General features: G+C 70.1%; 29 protein-coding genes. 19 read left to right on the forward strand and 10 right to left on the reverse strand.

The window, feature by feature from the left end; translation table 11 throughout:
• Nucleotides 1–98: 98 nt before the first annotated feature.
• From H4281_RS12885 to H4281_RS12905, 5 genes are read left to right on the forward strand one after another with little or no spacing between them, the layout of a single operon-like run.
• Nucleotides 99–860, forward strand: a complete 762-nt coding sequence (locus H4281_RS12885; protein ID WP_182891116.1) for a DeoR/GlpR family DNA-binding transcription regulator — start codon at nt 99–101, stop codon at nt 858–860.
• Nucleotides 857–1,801, forward strand: coding sequence for a 1-phosphofructokinase (gene pfkB, locus H4281_RS12890; protein ID WP_182891117.1), 945 nt, complete (start codon nt 857–859; stop codon nt 1,799–1,801). The genes H4281_RS12885 and pfkB overlap by 4 nt, the downstream gene beginning before the upstream one ends.
• The gene (locus H4281_RS12895; protein ID WP_182891118.1) at nt 1,798–2,250 is read left to right on the forward strand and encodes a PTS sugar transporter subunit IIA; all 453 of its coding nucleotides are present in this window, start codon (nt 1,798–1,800) and stop codon (nt 2,248–2,250) included. The genes pfkB and H4281_RS12895 overlap by 4 nt, the downstream gene beginning before the upstream one ends.
• Before the next feature lies 1 nt (nt 2,251).
• A complete protein-coding gene (locus tag H4281_RS12900) occupies nt 2,252–3,721 on the forward strand; it encodes a PTS fructose transporter subunit IIC (protein ID WP_182891119.1) in 1,470 nt (489 codons plus the stop codon).
• Nucleotides 3,714–4,010 (forward strand): HPr family phosphocarrier protein, encoded by a 297-nt coding sequence (locus tag H4281_RS12905; protein WP_220507152.1) that lies wholly within the window; start codon nt 3,714–3,716, stop codon nt 4,008–4,010. Before H4281_RS12900 ends, H4281_RS12905 begins: the two co-directional genes overlap by 8 nt.
• A 47-nt stretch (nt 4,011–4,057) precedes the next feature.
• On the opposite strand, the gene H4281_RS12910 is transcribed toward H4281_RS12905, so the two are convergent.
• Nucleotides 4,058–5,881, reverse strand: coding sequence for an AMP-dependent synthetase/ligase (locus tag H4281_RS12910; RefSeq protein ID WP_182891121.1), 1,824 nt, complete (start codon nt 5,879–5,881; stop codon nt 4,058–4,060).
• Between the two features lie 144 nt (nt 5,882–6,025).
• Here H4281_RS12910 and kynU point away from each other — a divergent pair, with 144 nt between their 5' ends.
• From kynU to H4281_RS12940, 6 genes are all read left to right on the forward strand, one after another.
• Complete coding sequence (gene kynU, locus H4281_RS12915; protein ID WP_182891122.1) at nt 6,026–7,216, forward strand: kynureninase; 1,191 nt, start codon at nt 6,026–6,028, stop codon at nt 7,214–7,216.
• A 212-nt stretch (nt 7,217–7,428) separates the two neighbouring features.
• Complete coding sequence (locus H4281_RS12920) at nt 7,429–7,719, forward strand: hypothetical protein (protein ID WP_182891123.1); 291 nt, start codon at nt 7,429–7,431, stop codon at nt 7,717–7,719.
• Nucleotides 7,720–8,095: 376 nt separating this feature from the next.
• Nucleotides 8,096–10,591: a nitrate- and nitrite sensing domain-containing protein gene (locus H4281_RS12925; RefSeq protein ID WP_182891124.1), complete on the forward strand. Its 2,496-nt coding sequence runs from the start codon at nt 8,096–8,098 to the stop codon at nt 10,589–10,591.
• Complete coding sequence (locus H4281_RS12930) at nt 10,591–11,007, forward strand: roadblock/LC7 domain-containing protein (protein WP_182891125.1); 417 nt, start codon at nt 10,591–10,593, stop codon at nt 11,005–11,007. The genes H4281_RS12925 and H4281_RS12930 overlap by 1 nt, the downstream gene beginning before the upstream one ends.
• Nucleotides 11,004–11,378, forward strand: a complete 375-nt coding sequence (locus tag H4281_RS12935) for a DUF742 domain-containing protein (RefSeq protein ID WP_182891126.1) — start codon at nt 11,004–11,006, stop codon at nt 11,376–11,378. The genes H4281_RS12930 and H4281_RS12935 overlap by 4 nt, the downstream gene beginning before the upstream one ends.
• Nucleotides 11,359–11,958: a GTP-binding protein gene (locus tag H4281_RS12940; RefSeq protein WP_182891127.1), complete on the forward strand. Its 600-nt coding sequence runs from the start codon at nt 11,359–11,361 to the stop codon at nt 11,956–11,958. The genes H4281_RS12935 and H4281_RS12940 overlap by 20 nt, the downstream gene beginning before the upstream one ends.
• 27 nt (nt 11,959–11,985) lie before the next feature.
• On the opposite strand, the gene H4281_RS12945 is transcribed toward H4281_RS12940, so the two are convergent.
• Nucleotides 11,986–12,426, reverse strand: coding sequence for a DoxX family protein (locus H4281_RS12945; protein ID WP_182891128.1), 441 nt, complete (start codon nt 12,424–12,426; stop codon nt 11,986–11,988).
• Nucleotides 12,427–12,560: 134 nt separating this feature from the next.
• Between H4281_RS12945 and H4281_RS12950 the strand changes: the two genes are divergently transcribed.
• Entirely contained in the window at nt 12,561–13,013 is a 453-nt protein-coding gene (locus H4281_RS12950; protein WP_182891129.1) for an NUDIX hydrolase, read from the forward strand.
• A 367-nt stretch (nt 13,014–13,380) separates the two neighbouring features.
• Here the strand turns inward: H4281_RS12950 and H4281_RS12955 are convergent, their stop codons facing one another.
• The 4 genes from H4281_RS12955 to H4281_RS12970 form a co-directional block, all read right to left on the reverse strand.
• Nucleotides 13,381–14,037 carry an HAD family hydrolase gene (locus H4281_RS12955; protein WP_182891130.1) on the reverse strand — a complete coding sequence of 219 codons (657 nt, stop codon included), beginning with the start codon at nt 14,035–14,037 and terminating at the stop codon, nt 13,381–13,383.
• Nucleotides 14,038–14,072: 35 nt separating this feature from the next.
• Nucleotides 14,073–14,873 carry an alpha/beta fold hydrolase gene (locus tag H4281_RS12960; RefSeq protein WP_182891131.1) on the reverse strand — a complete coding sequence of 267 codons (801 nt, stop codon included), beginning with the start codon at nt 14,871–14,873 and terminating at the stop codon, nt 14,073–14,075.
• A 119-nt stretch (nt 14,874–14,992) separates the two neighbouring features.
• Nucleotides 14,993–16,123: a metallophosphoesterase gene (locus tag H4281_RS12965; protein ID WP_182891132.1), complete on the reverse strand. Its 1,131-nt coding sequence runs from the start codon at nt 16,121–16,123 to the stop codon at nt 14,993–14,995.
• Between the two features lie 207 nt (nt 16,124–16,330).
• Nucleotides 16,331–16,747: a DnaJ family domain-containing protein gene (locus H4281_RS12970; RefSeq protein ID WP_182891133.1), complete on the reverse strand. Its 417-nt coding sequence runs from the start codon at nt 16,745–16,747 to the stop codon at nt 16,331–16,333.
• A gap of 118 nt (nt 16,748–16,865) precedes the next feature.
• On the opposite strand from H4281_RS12970, the gene H4281_RS12975 reads away from it, so the two are divergent.
• On the forward strand, nt 16,866–17,669 hold the full coding sequence (locus tag H4281_RS12975) for a TetR/AcrR family transcriptional regulator (RefSeq protein WP_182891134.1): 804 nt from the start codon (nt 16,866–16,868) through the stop codon (nt 17,667–17,669).
• A gap of 48 nt (nt 17,670–17,717) precedes the next feature.
• Nucleotides 17,718–18,353, forward strand: coding sequence for a LysE family translocator (locus tag H4281_RS12980; RefSeq protein WP_182891135.1), 636 nt, complete (start codon nt 17,718–17,720; stop codon nt 18,351–18,353).
• Between the two features lie 8 nt (nt 18,354–18,361).
• Here H4281_RS12980 and H4281_RS12985 read toward each other — a convergent pair whose 3' ends face one another.
• The 3 genes from H4281_RS12985 to H4281_RS12995 all read right to left on the reverse strand — a co-directional run bounded on the left by H4281_RS12985 (nt 18,362) and on the right by H4281_RS12995 (nt 21,682).
• Entirely contained in the window at nt 18,362–19,276 is a 915-nt protein-coding gene (locus H4281_RS12985; protein ID WP_182891136.1) for an SDR family NAD(P)-dependent oxidoreductase, read from the reverse strand.
• A gap of 50 nt (nt 19,277–19,326) precedes the next feature.
• Complete coding sequence (locus tag H4281_RS12990) at nt 19,327–20,499, reverse strand: lytic transglycosylase domain-containing protein (protein WP_182891137.1); 1,173 nt, start codon at nt 20,497–20,499, stop codon at nt 19,327–19,329.
• A 217-nt stretch (nt 20,500–20,716) separates the two neighbouring features.
• On the reverse strand, nt 20,717–21,682 hold the full coding sequence (locus tag H4281_RS12995; RefSeq protein ID WP_182891138.1) for a helix-turn-helix domain-containing protein: 966 nt from the start codon (nt 21,680–21,682) through the stop codon (nt 20,717–20,719).
• Nucleotides 21,683–21,733: 51 nt separating this feature from the next.
• Between H4281_RS12995 and H4281_RS13000 the strand changes: the two genes are divergently transcribed.
• The 5 genes from H4281_RS13000 (at nt 21,734) to H4281_RS13020 (ending at nt 24,991) form a co-directional block, all read left to right on the forward strand.
• Nucleotides 21,734–22,123 carry a cupin domain-containing protein gene (locus tag H4281_RS13000; protein ID WP_182891139.1) on the forward strand — a complete coding sequence of 130 codons (390 nt, stop codon included), beginning with the start codon at nt 21,734–21,736 and terminating at the stop codon, nt 22,121–22,123.
• A 40-nt stretch (nt 22,124–22,163) separates the two neighbouring features.
• Nucleotides 22,164–22,670, forward strand: coding sequence for a winged helix-turn-helix transcriptional regulator (locus H4281_RS13005; protein ID WP_182891140.1), 507 nt, complete (start codon nt 22,164–22,166; stop codon nt 22,668–22,670).
• 139 nt (nt 22,671–22,809) lie between these two features.
• Nucleotides 22,810–23,322 carry an SRPBCC family protein gene (locus H4281_RS13010; protein WP_182891141.1) on the forward strand — a complete coding sequence of 171 codons (513 nt, stop codon included), beginning with the start codon at nt 22,810–22,812 and terminating at the stop codon, nt 23,320–23,322.
• Nucleotides 23,322–24,359, forward strand: a complete 1,038-nt coding sequence (locus H4281_RS13015) for an LLM class flavin-dependent oxidoreductase (RefSeq protein WP_182891536.1) — start codon at nt 23,322–23,324, stop codon at nt 24,357–24,359. Before H4281_RS13010 ends, H4281_RS13015 begins: the two co-directional genes overlap by 1 nt.
• A gap of 86 nt (nt 24,360–24,445) precedes the next feature.
• Nucleotides 24,446–24,991, forward strand: a complete 546-nt coding sequence (locus H4281_RS13020; RefSeq protein ID WP_182891142.1) for a dihydrofolate reductase family protein — start codon at nt 24,446–24,448, stop codon at nt 24,989–24,991.
• A gap of 50 nt (nt 24,992–25,041) precedes the next feature.
• On the opposite strand, the gene H4281_RS13025 is transcribed toward H4281_RS13020, so the two are convergent.
• Nucleotides 25,042–26,256 carry an amidohydrolase family protein gene (locus H4281_RS13025; protein ID WP_182891143.1) on the reverse strand — a complete coding sequence of 405 codons (1,215 nt, stop codon included), beginning with the start codon at nt 26,254–26,256 and terminating at the stop codon, nt 25,042–25,044.
• Between the last annotated feature and the right edge of the window lie 51 nt (nt 26,257–26,307).

A 26,307-nucleotide genomic window follows, 5' to 3' on the forward strand; every position in this document is an offset into this window, starting at 1 on the left:
GACCTCCGGGAGCAAAGGATCTTGTAACTGGGGATTGACAGTACGGTAACAACGGGCACAATCAAGTGACAACGGGCAAACAGCGGAGAGGAACGGGCATGTACGCCGCCGAACGGCATCAGCTCCTCGCACAGCGGGCACGCCGAGACGGACGGGTCGACGTGGGCGACCTCGCCGCCGAACTGGGCGTCGCGCCCGAGACCATCCGCCGCGACCTCGGAGTCCTCGAACGCCAGGGCCTCGTGCGCCGGGTCTACGGCGGCGCGGTCGCGGTGGACCGGCTCGACTTCGAGCCCGAGGTCGCCCAGCGGGACCAGACCAACGCCGCGGAGAAGGACGCGATCGCCCGCGCCGCGCTCGACCAGGTCCCCGACCGCGGTTCGGTGCTGCTGGACGCGGGCACCACGACCAGCCGCCTGGCGACGCTGCTTCCGGCCGATCGCGACCTGACCGTCATCACGAACTCCATTTCGATCGCGTCGATCCTGGCCGCTCGCCCGGGAATCACGCTGCAGATCCTCGGCGGCCGGGTCCGCGGGACGACGCTCGCCACGGTCGGCTCCGCGTCGCTGCACGCGCTCGACGGGCTGCTCGCCGACGTCGCTTTCCTTGGCGCGAACGGGTTTTCCGCCGAACACGGCTGCACGACACCGGATCTCGAAGAGGCCGCGGTGAAAGCCGCCCTCGTCACCGCCGCTCGCCGTCGGGTGCTGCTCGCCGATCACAGCAAGTACGGGGCGGATCAGCTCAGCCGGTTCGCCCGGCTGTCGGAGATCGACGTGCTGATCACCGACGGCGGGATCGACGCGGGCGCGGTCGCGGAGCTGGAAGAGGCCGGCCCGGAAGTGGTGCTCGCATGATCGTCACGGTCACGCCCAATCCGAGCCTGGACCGCACCGCCCAGCTCAGCGAGCTGCGTCGCGGCGAGGTGCTGCGGGCTTCCCGGGTCCGCCTTGATCCCGGTGGCAAGGGCGTCAACGTTTCCCGGGCACTGGCCGCCGCCGGGTCGCCGACCGTCGCGCTGCTTCCGGCCGGGGGCCCGGTCGGCGAGCGGCTGGCCGATCTGCTCGCGCCGGAGGGCGTGCCCGTCGTCGCGGTGCCGATCGCCGGGACCACTCGCAGCAACATCACTCTGGTCGAGGCCGACGGCACGACCACCAAGATCAACGAGCCCGGTCCGGAGATCTCCCCGGCCGAGCTGGCGGTGCTGGAGCAGCGGACCGCCGAGCTCGCCGCGCGCGCCGAATGGGTCGTGTGCTGCGGGAGCCTTCCGGCCGGGGTTCCCGATGATTTCTACGCACAGCTCGGCAAACTCGCCCGCGACGCCGGAGCGAAGGTCGCCGTCGACTCCTCCGGGGCGCCGCTGGCCGCCGCGCTCGCCGCCGGTCCCGACCTGATCAAGCCGAACCTCGACGAACTGGCCGAACTGGCCGGGCGACCGCTGACTCAGCTCGGCGACGTCGTCGAGGTGTGCCGCGCCCTGGTCGCCGACGGCGTCGGGGCGGTGCTGGTCAGCCTCGGCGCACGCGGCGCCGTGCTGGTCGACGAAACCGAAACCCGCCACGCGCTCGGCCCGCTGGTCGCCGTGCGCAGCACCGTCGGCGCCGGAGACGCCGCACTCGCCGGGTTCCTCCACGCGGGAGGAACCGGCCCCCGAGCCCTGCGCGCCGCGGTCGCCTACGGCACCGCCGCGGTCGCGCAGGAGGGCAGCCGCATGCCCGCCCCGCAGGACGTGCACCCGGACCAGGTGCGCCTGCTCGCCGCCGATCCCACCCTCACCCTCAGCGGAGCCGCAGCATGACCACATCAGACCTGATCACCGCCGACCTGGTCGACCTCGAGCTCGCCGCCGCGGACAAGAACGCCGCGGTCCGCGCGCTCGCGGGACGGCTCGTGTCCGCCGGGCGGGTGACCGACCTCGAACTGTTCCTCAAGGACGTCGCCGCCCGCGAGGAGCAAATGGCCACCGGGCTGGAGGGCGGCATCGGCATCCCGCACTGCCGTTCGGCCGCCGTCACCGCACCGACGCTCGCCTTCGGCCGCAGCGCCGAGGGCATCGACTTCGGCGCGCCGGACGGCCCGGCGAAGCTGATCTTCCTCATCGCCGCGCCGGACGGCGCGGACTCGGCACACCTGAAGGTGCTCGCCGCGCTGGCCCGCCGGCTCGTCCGCGCGGAGTTCAAGCAAACCCTGCTGGACGCCACCGATCCCGCGGCGGTCGCGAGCTACGTCGGAGAAGAGGTGTCCTGACATGAAGTTCGTCGCCATCACCGCGTGCCCCACGGGCATCGCGCACACGTACATGGCCGCCGAATCGCTGGAGCAGACCGCGAAGGCCAACGGCGACACGATCGTGGTCGAGACGCAGGGCTCCGCCGGTTCCGAACCGTTGTCCGCCGCGGACATCGCGGACGCCGACGCGGTCATCTTCGCCGCGGACCTCGCCGTGCAGGGCCGGGAACGCTTCGCCGGCAAGCCGATCGTCGAAGCCCCGGTGAAGGCCGCGATCAACGACGCGGCCGGGCTGTTCGAGCGGGCGAAAGCGGCTGCCGCGGAACCGCCCGCCGCCGAGCCCGCCGCTTCCGCCGCCGCCGCGGAACCGGAGCTGACCACCAAGGTCGGCGAGCACGACCGGTTCGGCTCCCGGATCCGGCAATGGCTGATGACCGGCGTCAGCTACCTCATCCCGTTCGTCGCCGCGGGCGGTCTGCTGATCGCGGTGAGCTTCGCGCTCGGCGGGTACAAGATCGCCGACGCGCCCAGTGTCACCGAGCATTTCGACGCGGGTTCGCTCGCCGGCTGGGCCGCGCTGATGTACCAGATCGGCAGCGTCGCGTTCAAGTTCCTGGTGCCGGTGCTGGCCGGGTTCATCGCGTTCGCGATGGCCGACCGGCCCGCCATCGCGCCCGGTTTCGTCGGCGGGGCGATCGCGGTCGCCATCGGCGCCGGGTTCCTCGGCGGCCTGGTGGCCGGGTTGTTCGCCGGCGCCGTGGTGCTGGGACTGAAGAAGATCCGTGTGCCGAAGGCGATGCGCGGCATCATGCCGGTGGTCGTCTATCCGCTGCTCGGGACAGTGGTGGTCGGTGTGCTGATGTACGTCGTGGTCGGCAAGCCGATCGCGATCGCCACCGCTGGCCTCACCCACTGGCTGAACAGCCTGAGCGGCACCAGCGCGGTGCTGCTGGGCGCGCTGCTCGGCCTCATGATGGCGTTCGACATGGGCGGTCCGGTCAACAAGGCCGCGTACGCGTTCGCGGTCGGCGGCCTGACCACGGGCAGTGCCGGTTCGCTGCAGATCATGGCCGCGGTGATGGCGGCCGGAATGGTGCCGCCGCTCTCCCTCGCGCTCGCCTCGACCGTGCGGAAGAAGCTGTTCACCGCCGCCGAGCGGGAGAACGGCCGGGCCGCGTGGCTGCTGGGCGCCTCGTTCATCACCGAAGGCGCGATCCCGTTCGCCGCGGCGGATCCGTTCCGGGTGATCCCGTCGATCATGGCCGGTTCGGCCGTCACCGGAGCGCTGTCGATGGCTTTCGGCGCGACGCTGCGCGCGCCGCACGGCGGGATCTTCGTGGTGCCGCTGATCGGCAACCCGCTGCTGTTCCTGGTCGCGCTCGTGGCCGGGACGCTGGTCGCCGCCGCTTCGGTGGTCCTGCTCAAGCAGGTGCGGTCTCGCTCCGTCGAGGAGACCCCCGCCGTTTCCGCCCATCCGGTCAATGCCTGAGGAGGCCCTCGTGTACCAACGCCGCATCGTCGTCGCCAGCAGCGTCGGGCTGCACGCCCGTCCGGCCGGGCTGGTCGCGCAAGCCGCCGCCGCTCAGCCCGCGAAGGTCCGCATCGCCAAGGTTTCCGGCGGAGCGGCAGGCGACCCGGTCGACGCCGGGAGCGTGCTCAGCCTCATGACGCTCGGCGCCGCGCACGGCGACGAGGTGGAGCTCAGCGCGGACGGAGACCAGGCCCGGGAATCGGTCGACGTGCTGGTCGATCTCATCGCCAAGGACCTCGACGCCTGATCCGCGGGCGAAACGGTGCGGCCGGGACATCCCCGGCCGCACCGTTTTCACGCGTAGAGCGAGGCGATGTCGGAGCCGTAGCGGTCGTTGATCACCCGGCGCTTGAGCTTGAGCGTCGGGGTCAGCTCGCCGGTTTCGGGCGTCCACGCGGTGGTGATCACGTGGTAGCGCTTGATCTGCTCGGCCCGCGCGAGCCTGCTGTTGGCGGATTCGACGGCCCGGTCGATCTCCGCCCGCACCGCCTCGTGCCGGGCCAGCGTTTCGACGTCGGCCTCCTCGATCCCGTTCGCCTTCGCCCAGCCGGGGGCGATCTCGTCGTCGAGCACGATCAACGCGGTCACGTACGGCCGCGCGTCGCCGATCGCGACCGCCTGGCCGATCAGCGGGTGTTCCTTCAGCAGGCCCTCGATCCGGGTCGGCGCGATGTTCTTGCCGCTCGAGGTGATGATCAGTTCCTTCTTGCGGTCGGTGATCGTGACGTAGCCGTCGTCGTCGATCGTGCCGATGTCGCCGGTGGCGAACCAGCCGTCGGCGTCGGTGGCCGGTTCGATCGTGCCGTCCGGCTGCAGATAGCCGAGGAAGACGATCGGACCGCGGACGAGCAGTTCGCCGTCCTCGCCGGTCTTCACCTCGACGCCGTCGATCGGCCGCCCGACGGTGCCCGCGCGGAACGCTTCGGCGCTGTTCGCGGTCGCCGCGCCGGTGGTCTCGGACAGGCCCCAGACCTCGCGGATCTCGACGCCCAGCCCGGCGAGGAAGTACAGCACTTCCAGCGGCAACGCGGCCGCGCCGCTGGACGCGATGTGCAATTGGTCGAGCCCGAGCAACCCGCGCACCGGGGCGAGCACGGTCTCGTCGGTCTTCGCGATCCGCTCGGCGAGGTCGGCCGGGACCTCCTCGCCCGCGCTGCGGAGTTTGTAGCCCTCTTGCAGGAGCTCGTTCGCTGAGATGAGCGCCTCGCGCCGGTCCTCGGGCACGCCGGCGAGCATGTTCTTCAGGCCCGCCACCATTTTCTCCCACACCCGCGGCACGCCGAAGAAGCTCTGCGGACGCACCTGGCCGAGCGCCGCGACGACGCCGGACGGATCGCCGACCGTGTGCACGTGGCCCGCCGCGACGATGGGCAGATAGATCGACAGCTCGCGTTCGGCGATGTGCGCCAGCGGCAGGTACGCGATGTTCGTGGGGTGCATCGGGGCCTTGTGCAGCGTGTGCACGGCGATGCCCTCGTGGATCGCGTTGCGGTGGGAGAGCACGACGCCCTTGGGGTCGCCGGTGGTGCCGGAGGTGTAGATCATCGCGAGCGGGTCGTCCGGGCGGATCGCCCGCCACGCTTGGTCGAACGCCTCCGGGTCGGCGGCGAGTGCTTCGCGGCCCGCCTCGCGCACTGCGGAGTACGCGAGGAAGCGGTGGTCGCCGTCCGGGATCGCGGATTCGTCCATGACCACGACGCGGCGCAGCGCGGGGAGGTCGTCGAGCACCGGCAGCCAGCGGGACAGCTCGTCGGCGCCGGCGAGGACGACGACCGGGGCGGCGCTGTGCCGGGCGACGTAGCGGATCTGCTCCGGGCTGAGCGTCGCGTACGCCGTGCACGGGATGGCCGCCAGGTGGACGGCGGCGAGGTCGGCGATGAGGTGGTCCGGCGAACTCGGGGCCATGATCAGCATCCGGTCGCCCGCGGCGAGGCCGAGCCCGGCCAGCCCTCGGGACACCTCGGCGATCGCGGTCCGGAACTCGCTCCAGGTGAGCGTCGGACGGCCTTCGATGTCGAGCGAAGTGAGCGCGGGCCGGTCGCCGTACTCCTCGGCATTGCGCCGCAGCAGCGACGGGATGGTCTGGCCCTCGGCTTGTTCGGCAATCGACTGGGTCAACGCTGACCTCCTCCGGTGGTGCCTGGTGAGGTCACTGTAGGTCGTCGGGGCGGCGGCCGATAGAGAATCCCGGCCAGCCTCGGCGCTCGATAAGACTGTCCGCGTGCTGTTTGAATGGGGGAACCGGGACCAGAGGAGCGTTTGATGACCGAATCCGCCGTGCGCAGCGAGAGCCTTGCCGACGAGGCGGCCGCACTCGACGCCGCCGACCCGCTCGCCGCGAAACGCGCGGAGTTCGACCTTGACCCGCAGGTCGCGTACTTCGACGGGAATTCTCTTGGCGCGCCGCCGAAACACGTCGCGGAGCGGGTGAGCCAGGTGGTCCGCGAGCAGTGGGGGCGGCGGTTGATCCGGTCGTGGACCGAGGGCTGGTGGGAAGCCCCGCAGCGCGTCGGGGAGCGGATCGCGCCGCTGGTCGGGGCCGCGGCCGGACAGGTCGTGGTGGCGGATTCGACGAGTGTGGACCTGTTCAAGGTGCTCGTGGCGGCGGTGCGGGCGAATCCCGGTCGCGACGAGGTACTGGTCGACGCGGCGACCTTCCCGACCGACGGCTACGTGGCCGACCAGGTCGCACGGCTCACCGGGCACACCGTGCGGCGCGTGCCGGTGGCTGAGCTGCCCGGCGCGGTGAGCGAGCGGACCGCCGCGGTGCTCGTGAATCACGTCGATTACGTCAGCGGGCGGCTGCACGACATGCCGTCGGTCACCGAGGCGGTGCACGCGGCGGGCGCGCTCGCGGTGTGGGATCTCTGCCACAGCGTGGGCGCGATTCCGGTGCGGCTGGACGCGTGCGACGTCGACTTCGCGGTGGGTTGTACGTACAAATTCCTCAACGGCGGACCGGGTTCGCCCGCGTTCGTCTATGTGGCACAGCGGCATCAGGCGGAATTCGATCAGCCGCTCGCCGGATGGGCCGGGCACGCGGATCCGTTCGGAATGGAACCGGGCTACCGCGGCAGCGCGGGGATCGCGCGCGCCAGGGCGGGCACGCCGGACATCCTGTCGATGCTGGCGCTCGACGCCGCGCTGGACGTCTGGGACGGCGTCGACCTTTCCGTGCTGCGCGCGAAAGGCTTGGCGCTGGGCGATTTCTTTTTCCGGTGTGCGGACGAACTCCTTCCCGGAGCCGACATCCCGACGCCGCGCGAGCACACGCGCGGGCACCAGGTTTCGGTGCGGGACCCGGGCGGGCAGCAGACGATGGACGCGCTGCACGAACGCGGGGTGCTCGGCGATTTCCGGCCGCCGGACGTGCTGCGGTTCGGGCTGGCCCCGCTGTACACAACTTACGCCGAGGTGCTGCGGGCGGTGGCCGTGCTGCGCGAGGTGCGCTGAAAAGAATTCGCGCAATATCCGTGCGGATTCGCGTGGATCCGGCCGGATTCGCGGGTCCTGGGTGAACAATCGGTGTCGGGCTCGCCCCTTTGGGTGATCGACGGGCGCGCCGCGCGCTGCCCGGCGGGTATGCTCGGTCCCTGTTTTTTCGCGGGCCGAAGCCGATCGGGCAGCGGTGTCCGCCGCGCGGATCCGGGGCGAAAGGGGCCGAAATGATCGAGAACCGCGGCCGGGAAGTGCCGCTCTCGTACGTGGTGACCCTGCTCGTCGGCGTGGCGATCGGCTTCGTGCTCGCGCGTTTCGGCGGGGTGCTCGCGCGCTATCCGGTCGAATCGGCGCTGGTGGCGGTGCTGATCGCGGCCGTGGCGGTGCTGGCGTGGGCGTGCCGGGAGATGCTGCACGACCTGCTGCGCCGCGACCGTCCGGCCGGAGCCGAGGAAACCGAAGCCGTTCCGGTGCCGCGGCTTTCCGCGCATCGGCCGCCGAATGGCGTCCGGCGCTGAATTCCGGAAATTGATCTCGGTTTTCCGTTCAATTTCGCTGCCGATGCGGAAATGCGCATGAGTTTCCGGTTAGTTTTCGCGGGTGCGCGGCCGTGACAGACCTCACGCAGGGGCGCCCGGCGGGCAGCGGCGACTCCGGTGCGACCAAGGTCACGTCCGGTGGTGATCAGTTTTCCAAGCACCACAGTGGGTTACTAGCAGGTAACAAGAGGATGACGGCAACACGGGTCCGGACTTGACTCGCCCGTCCGGGTTGCTTACCGTCGTCGCGGGCAACGCAGACCACGGTGAACTGTGATCCGGCTGGTCGGACCGGTGCAACGAAAACACCGAGGACCCGAATACCACAGCAGTGCCGGAAGGAAAACGGATCACGGTGAAGCAGAATTCCGGGCGAAAGGGCCGCGGCTCCTCGATTCGCTCTCGCGTGCTCGCGATCGCGTTGATTCCTAGCGTGGCGTTGCTGATCGTCGGTATCGCGCTCGCCGGATACCTGATTTTCGACGCGACGCAGGCGCGCGGTTACGCGCAGAAGATTCGCGGTTCGGAAGGCCCCGGCATTCCGTTCCTGCTCGCCGCGGAACAGGAACGGCAGCTGTCGATGAGCGTGCTCGCCGGACAGGACGCCGCGCGCGCCGCGCTGCTGGCGACCCGGCCGAAGACCGACGCGTCCGCCGCGCAGATCACCTCGGTGCTGCAGGGCAACTTCGCGAGCGACTCGAACGTGCCCGCGAGCGTCAAGCAGAACATCGCCACGTTCGCCGCGCTGGAAGCGAAACTGCCGCAGCTGCGCCAGCAAGTCGACTCCGGCCAGGTGCCCCGGCTCGAGGTTTTTTCCTTCTACAACCAGATCATCGACCAGTTCACCCAGGGCGTCGCCGGCCTCGCGCAGGCCGCGCGCGGCGCGGACAACGCCTACGCCCGGCTGTCCGCGATCCCGATTTTCAATGCTGCCGAGGAAATGCAGCGCAGCGACGCGCTGGCGTCGGCCGGGCTCGCCGCGGGCGGACTGTCCGGCGACGAGCAGCGTGCGTACCTCGGCCAGATCGGCGCGTACCACGCGCAGCTCGAACAGTCGGTGCCGCAGATGGTGCCCGAGGTGCGGGCGAACTACGACAAGCTCGTCTCGAGTCCCGCGTGGACGACCGTGACGCAGGTCGAGAACGCCTTGCTGTCCGGTGCGAAACAGCTTCCAGTGCCGCTGGAACAGTGGCGGACCGACGCGAAGCAGGTCGCCACCACGCTGATGACGATGTTCGCCGCGCAGAGCGCGCACGCGACCAACGCGGCGATCACCGACGCGGACGACACGCTGCGGAACTCGATCATCGCGGGCGCGGCGGCGGTGCTCTTCGCGCTCGCCGTGGTGCTGGTCGCGCTGCGGCTGTCGAACCGCTTCATCTCCCGGCTCGCCCGGCTGCGCGAGGACACCCTCGACGCGGCCGAGGTGCGGCTGCCGGAACTCGTGGACCGCGTCCGCGCGGGCGAACCGGTCGACCTCGACGAAGGCGGGCACCTGCTCGACCACGGCACGGACGAGATCGGCGAGGTGGCCGAGGCGTTCAACCTGGCGCAGCAGTCCGCGCTCGCCGCCGCGGTCGAAGAGGCCAAGACCCGGCAAGGCACGAAGGCGGTGTTCCTCAACATCGCGCACCGCAGCCAGGTCATCGTGCACCGGCAGCTGAAGGTGCTGGACGCCGCCGAACGCAAGCAGGAGGACCCGGACCAGCTCGACACGCTGTTCCGCCTCGACCACCTCTCCACCCGCGCGCGGCGCAACGCGGAGAACCTGATCATCCTCGGCGGCGGCCAGCCCGGACGGCAGTGGCGCAATCCGGTGTCGCTGGTGGAACTCGTCCGCGGCGCGGCAGCGGAAACCGAGCACTTCGCGCGGGTGAAGACGGCGAAGCTGCCGGAGGTCGCGGTGCGCGGGCCGGTCGTCGGCGACCTCGTGCACCTGCTCGCCGAGCTGATCGACAACGCGACGTCGTTCTCGCCGCCGGAATCGCGCGTCGAATTGCGCGGCAACGTGGTCGGCAAGGGCGTCGTGATCGAGGTCGAGGACCAGGGCCTCGGCATCGAGCAAGAGCAGGCCGACGAGTTCAACGCGATGCTCGCCGACCCGCCGGACTTCGGGATCATGGCGCTGTCCGACGAGCCGCGGCTGGGCCTGTTCGTGGTCGCACGGCTGGCGTCGCGGCACGGGATCTCGGTGCACCTGCGCGAATCCGCGTACGGCGGGACCCGGGCGATCGTGTTGGTGCGCAAGGATTTGCTCGCGCCGCTCAGCGAGACGGAACCGTCCGAGCCGGAAGCGGCCGCGGAGCCGGACGGCGTGCCGGAGCTTTCCCGGCTCGCGGTGGAGCCGTCGCGGCCCGCGCCGCAACCGCAGCGGGCTGAGCAGCGACCGGAACTGCCGCAACGGAAGCAGGCGCGTCCGGAACCGCAGCAGGCGGAACCGCCGCAGCCGTCGCGGGTGGCGCCGGAACCGCGGGTCGCGCCGGAGCAGCAGCGACCGGAGTTGCCGACGCGCCGCGCGATGCGTCCGGCCGCCGAGGCTCCGCCGGTCCGTCCGCCGCAAAACCGTGAGCAGCGACCGCCCGCGGACAACGGCCGGGTGCCGCGTCCGGCGGTCGAAAACGGCCGGGCCGCGCCGCCTCGTCCGCCCGGGCGTCCCCCGCTGCCGCAGCGGAGACGGCAGCAGAACCTCGTTCCGCAGCTGCGCAGTGACCGGCCGGCGCCGGAATCCGACGACGTCCGCGAGGATTCGCCGGAGCAGGCCCGCTCCCGGCTCAGCGCGTTCCAGCAGGGCACCCGGCGGGCCCGCGAGGCCGATCCCGGGCACGACAACAGGTACGGAGATCGCGACTGATGGCGAACAACGGCGTCAACGAGCTCGACTGGCTGCTCGACGACCTCGTGCAGCGGGTCGCCGGAGCGGACCGCGCGGTGGTGCTGTCCTCGGACGGGTTGCTGATCGGCCGGTCGGGCAACCTGTCCGAAGCGGACGCGGAGCACCTGTCCGCGGTCGCCTCGGCGTTCCAGAGCCTCGCCCGCGGCACCGGACGGCACTTCGGCGGCGGCAACGTGCGGCAGACGATGGTCGAGATGGACCACGCGTTCCTGTTCGTCACCGCGGCCGGCCGGGGCGCCTGCCTCGCGCTGCTGGCCGGGGTCGACGCCGACATGGGGCTCGTGGCCTACGAGATGAACCTGATGGTCAAGCGGGTCGGCGCGGTGCTCACCGCGGCGCCGCGGGCCGGAGCGGTCCAGCGGACCTCGCCATGACGGCGCAGGGCCGCGAGTCCTGGTACGAGGACGAGGCCGGTCCGCTGGTGCGGTCCTACGCCGTCACCGGCGGGCGGACCCGGTCCGACACCCGAGGGCTCGACCTCATCACGCTCGTCGTCGCGCTGCGCACCGCGAGCGAGACGCCCGGTCTCGAACCGGAGTACTCGCGGATTCTTTCCCTGTGCCAGCGCCCGGTTTCGGTCGCCGAGGTGGCCGCGCGGGTCGATCTCCCGCTGCCGGTGGTGAAGGTGCTGCTGAGCGATTTGATAGAACGCAACCTCGTGTTGTTCCGCACCGCGACGCCGGTGACCGACGCCCCCAGCCCCCACGTACTCCAGGCGGTTCTCGATGGCATCCGGAAACTCTGAGCCCCGCCGGTCGCTCACCGCGCAAGCGGTGAAGGTGCTCGTCGCCGGCGGATTCGGGGTCGGCAAGACGACTCTGGTCGGCTCGGTCAGCGAGGTGCCGCCGCTGCGCACCGAAGAGGTGATCACCGCCGCGTCCGAGGGCGTGGACGACCTGTCCGGCGTCGAGGGCAAAACCACCACGACGGTCGCGCTCGACTTCGGCCGGATCACCATCAACCCCGAGCTGATCCTGTACCTGTTCGGCACGCCGGGGCAGGACCGGTTCTGGTTCATGTGGGACGAACTGGCCGACGGTGCCTTGGGCGCGGTGGTCCTGGCGGATACCCGTCGGCTCGAATCCTGTTTTCCCGCAGTGGATTTCTTCGAGCAGCGCGGGTTGCCGTTCGTGGTCGGGGTGAACTGCTTCGACGACGCTTACCGGTACGGGACCGAGGAAGTCCGCGGGGCGCTGGACCTGGATCCGCAGGTGCCGTTGCTGCTGTGCGACGCCCGGGAGCGGGATTCGACCAAGCAGGTGCTGACGGCGTTGATGGAGCACGCGCTCGGGCGGGCAATGCTCGTGAGTGGCAATCCCGGTTAGAACCGGGATTGCCACTCACGACTTCTTTCAGCGCCGCCGCAGCCCGTCCAGCGCTGCCGCCCCCGGCCCCACCACCGCGATGGCGAGGAAGACCCACGCGTACAGCGCGGCGGGCTCGCCCATGTTGTGCAGGGGGAGCAGGCCTTCCGGGGCGTGCACGGTGAAGTAGGCGTAGGCCATGACGCCGGAGAGCACGGTCGCGGAGACGCGGGTGAAAAGTCCGGCGAAGACGAAGATCGCGCCGACGACCTCGATCAGGCTGGCCCAGTAACCGGGCCATTGGCCGAAGGGGACCGCGCCGCCCGCGTTGTCGATGCCGCCGAAGAGGCCGAAGCCCATCAGGCCGTGGCAGAGGAAGAGGAAGGACACCACGGCGCGGAAGAGGGCCAGGACGGTGGGGCGGGCTCGGTCTGCCAGGGACTTAGTGGCTTCGGTCGTCGCGGTCTTGGGGGCGGTGGTGGTGGTCATTGCTGGTCCCTCCCGGGTGGCTGTGGGGTGCCTTCTGCTTATGCGTCGAACGGTGCCGGCTGGGATCGACACGTTGCCGGGAAGTTTTTTGAGGCGGTGTTTGGGCTGGTCAGCGGGGCTGGCAGGGTGGGGGGATGGTCAGGCGTAGTGCTGGGGTGTTGGTGTATCGACGGGGTGCGGGCGGGGTCGAAGTGTTGCTCGCGCATATGGGCGGGCCGTTTTGGGCCAAGAAGGATCTGGGGGCTTGGTCGTTGCCCAAGGGGGAGATTGAGGAGGGGGAGGAGGCTGAAGGCGCTGCTCGGCGGGAGTTCGCTGAGGAGCTGGGGGTGCCAGTGCCTGACGGGGAGTGGGTTGCGTTGGGGGAGGTTCGGCAGTCGGGGAAGGTCGTGACTGCTTGGGCGGTGGAGGGGGATCTTGATCCGGCTGATGTGGTGCCGGGGGTGTTCGAGATGGAGTGGCCGCCCCGGTCTGGGGTGATGCGGGAGTTTCCCGAGGTGGATCGGGTGGAGTGGGTTTCGCTCGAGGTGGCTCGGGAGAAGCTGGTCAAGGGGCAGCGGGGGTTTTTGGATCGGGTTGCGGGGTTGTGAGTTGGCTCGTCGCCTGGCGGCGACCTTGCCGTGGTGGTTGCGTGGGGCACCCCGTTGGCCCATTGTGCTGACGGTTCGGGGGTGCTTGTCAAGGCGGGAAAGATGCCTTGACAAGCACCCCCGAACCGCAGGGCGGCTTTGTATCGGGGTGCGGGGGAGGGGCTGGGTGCCTCGATGGTTGGGTGCACTGGCTGCGGTGTCGTAGGGGGTGGGGCTAGCGCCCCAATGTGGCATTGGGTGCGTGGGATGCACCCAATGTGGCGTTCGGTGCGTCAGATGCACCCAATGCCGCATTGGGGCGCATCGCGGCGGGTGGGTGGCGGGGCGTGAGGGGGCCCTCGGGGGCTCAGAGTCCGTCAGGGGTCCCTCACGTGCCGAAGCGCTGCAGCAGGGTGCTCAGGGGGGTGGTGGTGAAGGACGGGAGGACTAGGTCTGCTTTGGCGAAGTCCAGGGTGGCTGTGATGGGGTTCGGCACTGCGATGGTGGTGATTCCGGCTGCTTTCGCCGCGCTGACGCCGTGGGGCGAGTCTTCGAAGGCCAGGGCTTCTTCTGCGGTCACGCCCAGGGTGCGCAGGGTTGCCAGGTAAGTGTCGGGATCGGGTTTTGCTTTGTGGCGGTCGCCGGTTTCTACGGCGGCGAAGCGCGACGACAGGCCTAGCCGGTCCAGTTGGCCGTGCACCCAGGTGCCGGAGGAACTTGAGGCGACGGCGAGGGTCAGGTCTCGTCGGGCGGCTTCGTCTAGGTAGTCCAGTACGCCTTCGCGCGGGCCGTCTTCGGCTAGGAGTTCGTGTACTCGTGCTCGCATTGCCGGGCGCAGTGTTTCCGGGTCGACGTTTTCTACTTGTTCGGCAAGGAGTTTGAACATCGTCGCGGCGGTGTTCTGGGTGCCGATGACTGTGTGCCAGACGTCCAGGGGCAGTTCGACCCCGTGTCCGGCGAACATTTCTTGCCAGGACCGCAGTACTGCTGCCTCGGTGTCGGCGAGAGTGCCGTCGAAGTCGAAGATCAATGCTCGCGTGGCCACGTCTCGCAGCTTGCCTCACCCGAACTGCTGACGGGTCAGTTCGTGGCGAAAAACTCCGCCAGCACGGGGGCCAGTGCGGCGGTTTTCACCAGGTGCGTCTGGCCGGGCAGGGTGCGATAGGTGGCGTGGGGCAGTTGGGCCGCTGCCGCTGCGACGCCGTTGCGCATCCAGGCGGGGCTCTTGCCGCCGTCGAGGATCAGGGTGGGGGCGGTGATTCCGGACCAGCGTTCTTCCGGCAGGGGCCGGCCTGCCTGGTTGTCGTCCATGACCTGGGCGTCGTAGGCGAGGGTGTGGGCCACGCGCTTCATGCGCGGCCACGCGGGCATCAGGCGCATCATCGTGACCATCAGGGCGGGCAGTCCGACGCCTTCGACCATGAACGTCTTGATCGCGTCGCCCGGTTTTCCCTCGGCGATGGCTGCTTCGAGCTTCGCCTGATAGTCGGCTGGGACGGGCTTGCGGGTGCTGTCGACGACGAACGGCGGTTCGTACACCGCGACCTTCTTGACCGGCACGCCGCGATGGGCGGCTTCCAGGACCAGGGCGGCGCCGGACGAGATGCCGTACAGGCCGATCTCCCCGCCGGCTTCCTTGGCCAGCGCGGCGATGTCTTCGATCTCGCGCTCGACCGCGTACGGGCCGGTGTCGCCGCTTTCGCCCCTGCCTCGGCGGTCGAAGGTGTAGACGGTGAAGCGGTCCGAGAGGGCTTTGGCGAGATCGTCGTTGGGGGTCGAGGTGCGGTAGCAGAGCGCGCCGTCGACGAGGACGAGCGCGGGACCGGAGCCGGTGCGGGAGTAGGCGATCCGGGTGCCGTCGGCGGATGTGACGGTGGGCATGGGGTTCCTCCTCGGGGTGGTGCCGTTGCGGAGAACCTTCGCATCCGATGGTTCTAGTTGTCAAGACAAAAAAATTAGTCGGTGGGACCTGAGCGAGTGCGAGGGCGTAGAACTGGGGGTCAGGCGCTGTGCAGGGTCAGCAGCGCGATCTCGTTCGGGGCGAAGACCCGGAACGGCGGGCCCCAGAAACCGGAGCCGCGGCTGTTGTACAGCTGGGTCGGGCCGTGCCGGGTGAGGCCGGACAGGGTGGGCTGGTCGAGGCGGACCAGGAGGTGGAACGGCCAGATCTGGCCGCCGTGGGTGTGGCCGGAGATCTGCAGGTCGACGTTTTCCTCGCGGGCTTGGGCGACCTGTTTCGGCTGGTGGGCGAGCAGGACTACGGGGACGTCGGGATCGGAGCCGTCGAGGGCGGCGGCCAGGTCGGGGCCGTGGCCGGGCAGTCCGGAGGCGGCTCCGGTGGGGTCGTCGATGCCGGCGAAGAGGAGACGGGCGCCGTCGCGTTCGAGGAGGGTCGAGCGGTTGTGCAGGGTGTCCCAGCCGAGGCTCGCCATGTGGTCCAGCCAGGCCTGTGCCTCGCCGAAGTACTCGTGGTTGCCGGTGATGTAGAACCGGCCGAGCGGGGCCTGCACGCCGCCGAGCGGGTCGACCTGCTTGCGCCGCTTGGCGACCGATCCGTCGGCGAGGTCCCCGGCGTGGCAGACGACGTCGGGCTGCAGCCGGTTCAGTTCCGCGACCAGGCGCTCGGACCAGCGGGTGCGGTCGAGCGGGCCGTAGTGCGTGTCGGTGATGACCGCGACGCGCAATCCGTCGAGCCCGGGACCGAGCTTCGGCAGCACGACGTCGACCGGCTTCACCGGCGGCACCCGCATGGCGATCCGGTTCCCGCTGACGAGCAGCACCGCCGCGACGGCGAGCGTGACCGCGGCTACGATCCGTGGCCGCGCGGGATCGTCCACTCCGGACACCAGCAGGACCAGCCGCAGCAGGTGCGTGAGGACGCTCCAGGTGAACAGCACCCACACCGTGCCGAGCGTGACGTCCCCGATCCGCGCGGCGGCGTCGTTCTGCTTCGGACCGTGCCCGAGCACCATGAGCACCGGGAAACTCAGTGCGGCGACAGCGAAAACGACCGTGCCCGAGACGGTGGCCGCGACCGGCCAATCCGGCAGCAGCACGAGCACCGACCACGGCTCGCCGAACAACAAAAGCACCGCGGCGACCACGAAGGCAACCCGACGAACTCCGACCACGGTTCTCTTCCCTTCGCCCGCGTACTACCCAGCGTAGCCGCATCTGGCGGGCGGGGATCGGCGTGGCGGGCGCGTGGGGTTGTCGCGGGTCGCAGGTGCCGGTGCGATTCAGCGGCAGTGGAGAGGTGCCTCCGGCGCGCGTCGGCCGGGACTTCCCGGCAGTCAGCCGCTTGCGGGAAGGGAACTCTCGTGCCTGGCGGGACAGGGTTAGCTCGCGTTTTCCCGGCCCGCGCGCCAGTTCGCCACCGTTTCCTCCACATCCAGCGGACGGGCGCGGAGCACGGGACCGTCCTGCGGCAGCGCGTGTGCCTTGCGGATGCGGTCGTTCAGGTCCTCGACGATCTCCCGCACCTTGCGTTCGGAGCGGACTTTCGCCAGTTTCCCCGGCAGGTCCTGGATTTCGCGCGGCAAGGCGAGCGACGGCGGCAGGAACGCGGACCGGTCGATGTCTCCTTCGCGGGCGCTCCGGAGCATCCAGTCGGTCGCGGCGTCGCGGCCGGTCGGGGGCGGCAGCGGTTTTCCCGCTCCGGGAAGGTCTTCGAAGTCGCCGCGCGCTTCGGCGGCGGCGATTTGCCGGTCGACCCAGGAACCGTACGACACGCCCGGTGGTTTGCGTTCCGTCACGGGAACCACCTCCCTCGCTGCCCAGCGTAGCGGTCAAGGCGGCGGCGCGGAGGGGACGAAGGTCCTGAAACGGCAGGTAAGATCCCACGCTGACCGTACGAGGCCGGGAGGGGACGCGATGATCGTCGAGCACGAGGGCGACGGTCCCGAGGCCGCGCGCGAGGAGGTCGCGCGCACGCTCGCACTGCTGTGGCGCGACTGCGCGGGAGCCCCGGAACCCTCGGCCCGCGGCAGGCGTCCGACGCTCACCATCGAACGGATCATCGTGGCGGCCATCGCGGTGGCCGATGCCGAGGGCCTCGTCGCGACGTCCATGCACCGCGTCGCGAAGGAACTCGGGGCGGGCACGATGACGCTCTACACCTACGTTCCCGGCAAAACCGAGCTGATCGATCTCATGGTCGACACCGTTCTCCTCGAACGGAATCTCCCCGGACCCGGCGAACCGCGGCCGGCGGATTGGCGTGCGCAGGTGCGCGTTTACGCCGACCGCACGCGCGACATCTACCGTCGGCACCCGTGGCTGCGGGAGCGGTCCCGGGTGCGTCCCGCTCTCGGTCCGGGGCAGCTGGCCGGCCAGGAATACCTGCTGTCCATTATGGAGAGTCTGGGCCTGCCCGCGCGCGAAATCGTCGCGGCGGCCAATTCGGTGGCGGGCTATGTGGACGCGAACGCGGCGGCCGAGGCCGAGAGTGTCCACTTGGAACGGACCACGGGACAGTCCAATGACGCGTGGTGGGGACAGCGTTCTTCTTTCTGGCACACGTATTTCGACGTCGAGTCTCATCCGGCGATGAACCGGACGTGGCTCGCCGGCGGGTTCGAAAAGCCTTCGGCGGAGCAGGCGTCGGACGCGTCGGAGTTCGGATTGGACCGGCTTCTCGACGGGATCGCCGCCCGGATCGGCCAGGCTGGCGCATAAGGTCGATCGGCCTGGACTGAATCCGCGGTGCACCGGGATAATGAGGGCATGTCGTCGATTGTGGCTTTCGCGGCCTTGTCCGTGGTCTTGGTCGTCATTCCCGGCCCCGCGGTCATGCTGGTTCTCAAGAGCGCGATCGCTCGTGGCCGGGTCCCGGCGCTGCTGACCGCGCTCGGGGTGCTGGCCGCCGACTTGGTGTGGGCAGGCGCGTCGGTCGCCGGTTTGACGGCTCTGCTGGTGTCCTCGCAGACGGCCTTCGACGTGGTCCGGTACCTGGGTGCCGCCTACCTGGTTTTCCTCGGCGTCAAACTCCTGGCGACCCGCTCCTCGGCGGTCTCCGCCGGGCCCGCCGCGGCGGCGTTGAGCACCGGCCGGCCACGCAGCGGATGGCGTGCGTTCCGGGAAGGACTTCTCAGCGACTTGTCCAACCCCAAAACCGTCATCGTCTTCACCAGCGTCATTCCGCAGTTCCTCCACCACGGCGCACGACCTGTCGACACGCTGGTCCTCGGAGCGGCGTTCGCGGTGATCGGATTCCTCTCGCTGACCGGCTATGCACTGGTCTTCAGCGCCGCGGCCGAGATGCTCCGCAACACACGGGTGATCCGCGCGATTCTCCGGGCGGGCGGCGCGATCCTGGCGGCGTTCGGCATCGGCCTCGCCGTCGAGCGTCCCGCTGTGTGAACAGGCGGTCAGGAACCGCCGAGCGAGAACCGAACCCCGGTCGCTTCCTCGGAGAGCTCCCACAACCGACGGCCCCGCTCCGGATCCCGTGACGCACCCATCGCCGTCCCCAGCCTGGGCCGGCCCACTCCGCCGAACGCAGGACCGTAGTAAGCACCGCCAGTCGCGGCGGGGTCGACGGCCGCCCGAACCGCTGGCCAGGCACCGTGGTCCTTTCCGTGCGTATAAGGCGCGAGCAGCCGCATCACCGGCACTGGCTGGGTGATTCCCGGCCGTGCGGGGCTGGTCCGCTCCAGGCTGAACCCGGGATGCGCGAGGATCGCTCGCACTGGTGAACCGGCGGCGCGGAGACGCCGGTCGAGTTCCATCGCGAACGACTGCACGGCGTGCTTCGACAACGCATACGCACGGAAGTCCGAATACTTGCGCGAACTCTGCAGATCATCGATGTCGTACGGATACATCCGCGTGATCAGGCTGCCCGCCAGCACCACGCGCGCGGACGACGCGGTCAGCGCCGGCATCGCGAGCGCGGTGAGTGCGAAGTGGCCGAAATGGTTGGTGCCGACCGCCAGTTCCAGGCCCTGTTTCGTGGTCCGGCGCACCGGCCCGGGTGCGGTGACGCCAGCGTTCTCGATCAACGCGTCCAAGCGGTCCAGCCTGCCGAGCGCGTCGACGGCGGCCGGGACGGAGTCCAGATCGGCGAGGTCCAGCGGGATCGTGCTCAGCGAAGCCGAACCGACCCGGGTGCGCACCATCTCGACGGCCGCGCGCAGTCGTGCCGGGTCGCGGCCCAGCAGGGCGACGTGGGCTCCGGCGGCGGCCAGCTGCTCGGCGATGAAGTAGCCGATCCCCGCGTTGCCGCCGGTCACCGCGTAAAACCGGCCGGTCAGGTCAGGCAGGTTCCGAGGATTCCACGCCACGATCGCTCCCCCGTAGTCCGGTTTCGGTCCGGACTATACGAACGCCGCGGTCAGTGCGTCGGCGCGGCCTCCGTGGTCGTGCTGGAAGTCGTGGTGCTGGACGTCGTCGGGTTCGCCGGGGCGGAGCTGGACGGCGTCGTGCTCGTCGTCGGCGAGGTGCTGGTGGGCGTGGTGCTGGACGGCGTCGTCGGCGTGGTCGGCGCCGAGCTGGTCGGCTTTGCCGGGGAGGAGCTGCTGCTCGGCGCGGTGCTGCTGCCGGGAAGCTGCGTCGGGGTGCCGGGCTGCTGGCTCGGCGGGGCCGGGGTGACCGGCGGCGGGGCGGGCGGGGCGACGTCGCCCGCCGGGCTGCCCGCGGCGGCTTCGACCGCTCCGGGGCCGGGCGGGGCCCCGATCGGGACCTGGCTGTCCGGCAGCTTCGAGACGCCGTTGCGGTAGCCGTACGCGTACGCCAGCACGGTGTCCACATAGGACTGCGAGTTGTTGTACCGGCGCACCGCCAGACGCTGGTTGGCGTCGCTGGAGAGGTCCAGACCTCCCGAGCACAGGTAGCGCGCGGTGGCGAGCGTTTCGTCGTAGATGTTGTTCGGGTCGGAGACGCCGTCGCCGTTGCCGTCGGAGGCATAGGACGCCCAGGTCGACGGGATGAACTGGGTCGCTCCGACCGCGCGGTCCCACACCGGGTCGCCGTCGTAGCGGCCGTGGTCGGTGTCGCGGATCGCGGCGAATCCGCCGGAACCGTCGAGTACCGGGCCGAGGATGCGTTCGAGGGTGTTGCCGCGCGCGTCGACGTAGCCGCCGCGGGCGTGGTTCGACTCGACCCGTCCGATGGCCGCGATCAGCGCCCAGTCGACGTGGCAGCCGGGCTGTTCGCGGGCCATGATGTCGGCCGCGTTGCGGTAGGCGCGCAGCATGCTGTCCGGGATGCCCAGCGGACCGGCGGTGGTCGCCGAGCCGGGGCCGTTCGGGTAGCCGGGCACGCCGAGGGCTTGCGGGACCGGGGGCTGCGGGAGGCTGCCGTCGACGCCGATCGGCGGGAGCGTGATGCCCGGCGGCAGGCCGGGGACGCTCGGCGCGGCCTGTGCGGCCGACGGCGGTTCAGCGGCGCGCAACGCCACCGGGATGCCGGACGACGTCACCGTCGGCAGCACCACGAGCGCGCCTCCGGCGAGGGCGGCGAAAGCCCGGCTCCGGGCGTTCCGTCCCTCCAGGCGGCGTCTGGCCATGCGCGTCTCCCCGTTCGTTCTGCCGGTCTGCGGCCAAGCTAGCGGATCTGTCCGCGATCCGGTGAGGGGTCGGCGGAATTCTGTCCGTTCCGGCCAACTTTCGTTCGTCTGGCATAAAACCTTTGGCGGGTTCCGGTCATCGGGGCTTAACCGGAATTTTGCTGAATAGGCCGAATGGAGTAACCCGTTCGTCGGGTCCACAGTGGACCCGGGCGTTTTACGCCGCCGGGCCGAATCGTTTGCGGTATTCCGACGGCGAGAGGCCGGTGTGCCTGCGCAACTGCAGCCGGAGGTTCGCGCCGGTGCCGAGCCCGGTGCGGGCGGCGATGCGGTCCAGACCATGTTCGCCGCGTTCGATGAGCCTGCGGGCCAGCGTCACGCGTTCGGCGGTGAGCCAGGCGAGCGGTGTCGTGCCGAGTTCGGCGCGGAACCGGCGGTGCAGGGTGGCGGCGCTGGTCGCCGCGCGGGCGGCGAGGTCGGTGACCGCGAGCGGCTGGTCGAGATGCCGGCGAGCCCATTCCAGCACCGGCGCGAGCGAAGCGTCCGGAATCTCCGGCACCGGGCGTTCCACGAACTGTCGCTGGCCGCCTTCGCGATGTCCGGTGAAAACGAGGCGGCGGCTCACCGCGTTGGCGATTTCCGCGCCGTGATCGCGTTGGATGACGTACAGCGACAAGTCGAGTGCGGCCGCGCTTCCGGCGGCGGTAAGAACTGTCCCGTCGTCGACGAAGAGGACGTCCGGTTCAAGGCGGACTCGCGGGTAGCGCGCGGTGAACGCTTCGGCCCATTTCCAGTGTGTGGTGGCCCGGCGATCGTCCAGGACGCCGGCCTCGGCCAGGGTGAACGCGCCGGTGCAGAAGCTCATCAACCGTGCGCCGCGGACGTTCGCCCGCCGGATCGCGGCGAGGATTTCCGGGTCGGCCGGGGTCTCTGGATCCGGCCGGTTCGGGACGATCACAGTGTCCGCCGCGTCGACCGCCCCGAGATCGGCGACGTCGGCGAGAGTGAAGAAGCCGAGGTGCATCCGGGCTCGCCCGCCGGGAGCCGCGAGCGCGAAGTCGTACCACGGCCGTCGCAGTTCCGGCCGGCGCAGGCCGAACAGCTCCGTCGCGACGCCCATCTCGAACGGATTCGAGCCGTCGCCGGCGATCATGACGACGCGGTGCGAGGATTCTTTCGGCATATGCGATTCCTAGCACTCCCGGTCGCGCGGGACCAGGCCCAAGATCGACCTATGACACCTCAGCCTCTCGATCTGCGGGCCGTGCTCGCCGGATTCGACGCCGCGTGGAGCCCCCGCATCGTCGCCAACGTCAACGACTACGACATCCGCCTCGCCCGGTTCGACGGCGACCACGTGTGGCACAAGCACGACAACACCGACGAGTTCTTCCTCGTCATCGACGGCAGCATCGAGATCGGCCTGCGCGACGCGGGCGGCGAACGGACCGTGAGGTTGACCCGCGAGCAGGCGTTCGTGGTTCCGCGCGGCACGTTCCACAAGCCGTCGTCGAAGGAGGGCGCGGTGGTGCTGCTCGTGGAGCCGTCCGGGACGCTTTCGGTCGGCGACGAGCACGAAGAAGTGCCCGACACTGTCGACGTGACCGTCGGGCATCGCGTCTGACCTGCTGGGTTGCACTGTGGGACGGCGTATCCTCGCCGTCATGAAACGCACTTCCTTCGCGCAGTGGCCGTGCTCGATCGCCCGGACCATGGACCTGCTCGGGGACTGGTGGACGCCGCTGGTGCTGCGGGACGCCTTCTACGGCGTCCGCCGCTTCGACGAGTTCCAGCAGGCGCTCGGCATCGCGCGCAACACCCTCGCCGACCGGCTGCGCCGGCTGGTCGACGAGGGGTTGCTCGAAAAGCGCGCCTACCAGGCCGAACCGGTGCGCTACGACTATGTGCTCACCGAGAAGGGGCGCGATTTCTGGAGCGTGCTGGCCGCGATGACGGCCTGGGGCGACCGGTGGCTGGCCACCGAAGCGGGTCCGCCGATCGTGCTGCACCACGAGGCCTGCGGGCACGACACGACCGCGGCCGTCGTCTGCGCGGATTGCGGCGAACCGTTGTCCGCCGACGACACCCGGATGCGGCGCGGGCCCGGCTTCCCCGAACGCCTGGCGCAACGCCCGGATGTCCAAGCGAGGTTCGCGCCGCAGGAACATTGAGCAGGTCCGTGAAGGGCCCCTTGAGGGAATCGGATTCCCTCAAGGGGGCCCTTCACGGCGTTGGTCTCCTGAGCGATTGACACGGTGAGTCTAGTTACGCAACTATGCTGGTCGAGACGCCAACGGAGGAGGACTCGCGATGGAGTGGACCGGCGCGCGGTACGCGGACGCCCCGACCGTGCAGGTGGACGCCTGGATCAACGGCTCGCCCGAGCAGGTGTGGCGGTACGCCTCGGACGTCGCGTTGATGCCGGAGCTGAGCGGCGAACTGCAGTCGATCCAGTGGTGCGACGAGGGTTCGGCGCCCGCGCTCGGCCGGTCCTTCATCGGGCGCAACCACCACCAGATGCGCGGCGACTGGGAAACCACGTCCTACATCGTCGAATGCGAGGAGCCGCGCGTCTTCGCCTGGGCGGTCAGCGATCCGGCCAATCCGACCGCGGTCTGGCGGTTCACCCTCGCCCCGGAGAACGGCGGCACGCGGCTCACGCAGTGGGCGCAGATGGGGCCGGGGCCGTCCGGGGTGACCGAGGTGATCGCGCGGATGCCGGAGAAGGAACAGAAGATCGTGCACGTCCGGCTGAGCGAGTTCGAGGCCTCGATGACCGCCACTCTCGGCGCGATCAAGGACCGCGTGGAAGCCGCCGGATGATGCGCACGGCGACCACCGTCGAGGCGTCGTCCGGCTGGCCGGAAACCCGGGATTTCGTGCTGGAGGCGGAAAAACTGGGTCTCGGCGAATGCTGGGTGGCCGAGGCCTGGGGTTCGGACGGGCCGTCGGTGCTCGGCTACCTCGCCGCGCGCACGGACCGGATCCGGCTCGGCTCCGGGATCATGCAGCTCGGCGTGCGCACGCCGGTCGCGCTCGCGCAGGCGGCGCTCACCCTGGCCGAGATGTCCGGCGGACGGTTCGCGCTGGGGCTCGGGCCGTCCGGTCCGCAGGTGATCGAGGGGCTGCACGGGGTGCCGTTCGCGCGGCCGCTGACCCGGATGCGCGAGACGGTGCAGATCGTCCGCAGTGCCTTCGCGGGGGAGAAAATCTCCTTCGCTGGCAAGGCTTTCCACATCCCGCTGCCGGGGGAGTCCCGCCCGATGCGGCTGTCGACGGCGCCGAACGAGGAGATCCCGATCTACCTGGCCACGCTGTCGCCGCGCATGCTGGAGCTCACCGGCGAACTCGCCGACGGCTGGCTGGGCACGAGCTTCGTCCCCGAGGGCGCCGACGCCTACTTCCGTCACCTCGACGCCGGGCTCGCGAAAGCCGGTCGGAGCCGCGGCGATCTCGTGGTGTGCCAAGGCGCGGAGGTCGCGTTCGCGTCCGATGAGGACGAACTGCGCCCCATGGTCGCCGGGCGCAAGAAGGAACTGGCCTTTTCGCTGGGCGGCATGGGTTCGGCGAGCACGAACTTCTACCACGACGCCTACAGCAGGCAAGGCTGGGCGGACGTCGCCGCGGAGGTGCGGGAACGCTGGCAGTCCGGCGACCGCGACGGTGCGGCCGAGCTGGTGACCGACGAGATGGTGCTCGCGACGACCCTGATCGGCACCGAGGACATGGTCCGCGCGCGGCTGAAGGTGTGGCGCGCCGCCGGAGTCGACACGGTCCGGCTGTATCCGGCCGGTGACTCCCTGGAGAAACGGCTGGCCACGCTGGGCCGGGCACTCGAGTTGGTAACGGAAGTGCCCTGACAGACCAAGTATTGGGCCAACCGGCTGCGTCGGCGGGTCCGGCTGCGCCATAGTGTCGGCGATCCCGAACCCCAAGGAGTCGCTCGATGCGCAAGATCGTGTCCACCTTGTTCGTCTCGCTCGACGGCGTGGTCGAGGCGCCGGACCAGTGGTCGCTCTCGTACTGGAACGACGAGCTCGAACACGCGGTGGGCGACGGCATGGCGGACGCCGACGCGATGTTGCTGGGCCGCGTGACCTACGAGGGCTTCGCCGAGGCGTGGCCGGGCCGCACGGACGACCCGGGCGCGGAGTTCATGAACAGCGTGCCGAAGTACGTCGCGTCCACCACCCTGACCGCGACGGACTGGCACAACACGACCCTCCTGCGCGGCGACCTCGGCGAGGCGATCGCGGAGCTGAAGTCCACCGAGGGCGGCGACATCATGACCAGCGGGAGCACGACGCTGGTGCGGTGGCTCCTGTCGCACGGGCTGGTGGACGAGCTGACCCTGCTGCAGTACCCGGTGGTGGTCGGCAAGGGCCGTCGGCTGTTCCCGGCGGAGGGACCGCAGCTGGACTTCCGGCTGGCGGAGACCACGGCCTTCCGCAACGGGGTGCTGCGGCTGGTTTACCGGCCTTCGGACGATTAGGACTGTCCTAAGAGGACGATTGTCGGCCCGGATCCGGCTCGCCGCGCGGGTCATTCCGCCAGGCGGGCACCGCGGCGCCAGACGGCGCGGATGTTGAGCGTGTCGCTGATGTCGCGGGTCGGGTCGCCGTCGACGAGCAGAAGGTCGGCGCGCAGTCCCTCGGCGACGCGGCCCCGGTCGCTGAGGCGGAAGCGGCGGGCGGTGGTCGCGGTGGCTGCCCGCAAAGCACGTTCAGGTGTGAGTCCGGCTTCCACGAGGTACTGCAGTTCGTGGTGCACGCTCGCGCCGTGTGCGAGACCTCCGAAGAACGTCTCGGGCATGGAGACGTCGGTGCCCGCCAGCACGTCGACGCCGGCTGCGTCCAGCGCCCGGACGGTGTCGTACACGTCTTCGAGCTTGCCCTGCGGGTAGCGGTTGTAGCTGGAGCGCAGGGTTTCCTCCCACTTGCGATCGAGGCGGGAGGCGACCCGCGGGTCGTCGGCGAGTGCGCTGCCGGTGATTCCCATCAGCGAGGCGTTGAGGCTGATGCAGGGGATCACGAACATGCCCGCGTCCTTGACGAGGCTGATGATCTCGGCGGTGTGCGGCTGGTCCATGAACACGTGGGCGAGCCCGTCGATGCCCGCTTCGACGGCCATTCTGGTCGCTTCCACGGTCAGCGCGTGAGCCACCGTGAGAGCGCCGTGCTTCTTGGCTTCCGCGACCCCGGCGTTGACCGTGGCCTGGTCGAGACACGGCAGTCCGGGATGCCCCTCCACGCTGCCGTCGTCGATCATGAACTTGACGAAGTCCGAGCCCCGGGCGAGGAGTTGCGGGACGAAGGCGGCCGCTTCCTCGGGAGTGGTGGAGAACGGCATCACCGGCATGACCGGCGGGAGGTCCCACTTCGGGCGGAACCGTTCGGGCATCAGTTCGCTGGGGTGCCCGCCGGGCGGGGTGATGCCGAAACCGGCGGACCGCACGTCGGCCACGGTGTCGTCGTCGGTGATGTGCGCGCGGTTCTCCCGCGTGTGCATTCCCTGCATTTCCAGTTCGGTCGTCACCCCGAACCGCAGGGCCAGCGCCAGTGAACCCGGTGCGGAGTGCACGTGGGCGTCGACGAGTCCGGGCAGCAGGGTGGCCCCGGTGCCGTCGACGGTTTCGCTGCCCGCCGGGATCTCACCGCCGACCTGGGCGATCCTCGTGCCGTCGAGGACCACGGCCTGCACGCCGAGGGACTTCTCCCCGTCGAAGACCCGGGCGTTGGCGATGGCGGTGAGTGTCATGGCCGTCTCATTTCCATACTCAGTACATTTACATACCTAATGCTATGTACT

This window comes from Amycolatopsis dendrobii, from assembly GCF_014145675.1.
GTDB classification, from domain to species: Bacteria; Actinomycetota; Actinomycetes; order Mycobacteriales; family Pseudonocardiaceae; genus Amycolatopsis; species Amycolatopsis dendrobii.

Excerpts from the sequence above, each read along its gene's own strand:
- H4281_RS12885 (WP_182891116.1), top strand. The coding sequence starts at position 99 with ATGTACGCCGCCGAACGGCATCAGCTCCTCGCACAGCGGGCACGCCGA.
- pfkB (WP_182891117.1), top strand. The coding sequence starts at position 857 with ATGATCGTCACGGTCACGCCCAATCCGAGCCTGGACCGCACCGCCCAG.
- H4281_RS12895 (WP_182891118.1), top strand. The coding sequence starts at position 1,798 with ATGACCACATCAGACCTGATCACCGCCGACCTGGTCGACCTCGAGCTC.
- H4281_RS12900 (WP_182891119.1), top strand. The coding sequence starts at position 2,252 with ATGAAGTTCGTCGCCATCACCGCGTGCCCCACGGGCATCGCGCACACG.
- H4281_RS12905 (WP_220507152.1), top strand. The coding sequence starts at position 3,714 with ATGCCTGAGGAGGCCCTCGTGTACCAACGCCGCATCGTCGTCGCCAGC.
- kynU (WP_182891122.1), top strand. The coding sequence starts at position 6,026 with ATGACCGAATCCGCCGTGCGCAGCGAGAGCCTTGCCGACGAGGCGGCC.
- H4281_RS12920 (WP_182891123.1), top strand. The coding sequence starts at position 7,429 with ATGATCGAGAACCGCGGCCGGGAAGTGCCGCTCTCGTACGTGGTGACC.
- H4281_RS12930 (WP_182891125.1), top strand. The coding sequence starts at position 10,591 with ATGGCGAACAACGGCGTCAACGAGCTCGACTGGCTGCTCGACGACCTC.
- H4281_RS12935 (WP_182891126.1), top strand. The coding sequence starts at position 11,004 with ATGACGGCGCAGGGCCGCGAGTCCTGGTACGAGGACGAGGCCGGTCCG.
- H4281_RS12940 (WP_182891127.1), top strand. The coding sequence starts at position 11,359 with ATGGCATCCGGAAACTCTGAGCCCCGCCGGTCGCTCACCGCGCAAGCG.
- H4281_RS12945 (WP_182891128.1), bottom strand. The coding sequence starts at position 12,426 with ATGACCACCACCACCGCCCCCAAGACCGCGACGACCGAAGCCACTAAG.
- H4281_RS12950 (WP_182891129.1), top strand. The coding sequence starts at position 12,561 with ATGGTCAGGCGTAGTGCTGGGGTGTTGGTGTATCGACGGGGTGCGGGC.
- H4281_RS12960 (WP_182891131.1), bottom strand. The coding sequence starts at position 14,873 with ATGCCCACCGTCACATCCGCCGACGGCACCCGGATCGCCTACTCCCGC.
- H4281_RS12975 (WP_182891134.1), top strand. The coding sequence starts at position 16,866 with ATGATCGTCGAGCACGAGGGCGACGGTCCCGAGGCCGCGCGCGAGGAG.
- H4281_RS12980 (WP_182891135.1), top strand. The coding sequence starts at position 17,718 with ATGTCGTCGATTGTGGCTTTCGCGGCCTTGTCCGTGGTCTTGGTCGTC.
- H4281_RS12990 (WP_182891137.1), bottom strand. The coding sequence starts at position 20,499 with ATGGCCAGACGCCGCCTGGAGGGACGGAACGCCCGGAGCCGGGCTTTC.
- H4281_RS12995 (WP_182891138.1), bottom strand. The coding sequence starts at position 21,682 with ATGCCGAAAGAATCCTCGCACCGCGTCGTCATGATCGCCGGCGACGGC.
- H4281_RS13000 (WP_182891139.1), top strand. The coding sequence starts at position 21,734 with ATGACACCTCAGCCTCTCGATCTGCGGGCCGTGCTCGCCGGATTCGAC.
- H4281_RS13005 (WP_182891140.1), top strand. The coding sequence starts at position 22,164 with ATGAAACGCACTTCCTTCGCGCAGTGGCCGTGCTCGATCGCCCGGACC.
- H4281_RS13010 (WP_182891141.1), top strand. The coding sequence starts at position 22,810 with ATGGAGTGGACCGGCGCGCGGTACGCGGACGCCCCGACCGTGCAGGTG.
- H4281_RS13015 (WP_182891536.1), top strand. The coding sequence starts at position 23,322 with ATGCGCACGGCGACCACCGTCGAGGCGTCGTCCGGCTGGCCGGAAACC.
- H4281_RS13020 (WP_182891142.1), top strand. The coding sequence starts at position 24,446 with ATGCGCAAGATCGTGTCCACCTTGTTCGTCTCGCTCGACGGCGTGGTC.
- H4281_RS13025 (WP_182891143.1), bottom strand. The coding sequence starts at position 26,256 with ATGACACTCACCGCCATCGCCAACGCCCGGGTCTTCGACGGGGAGAAG.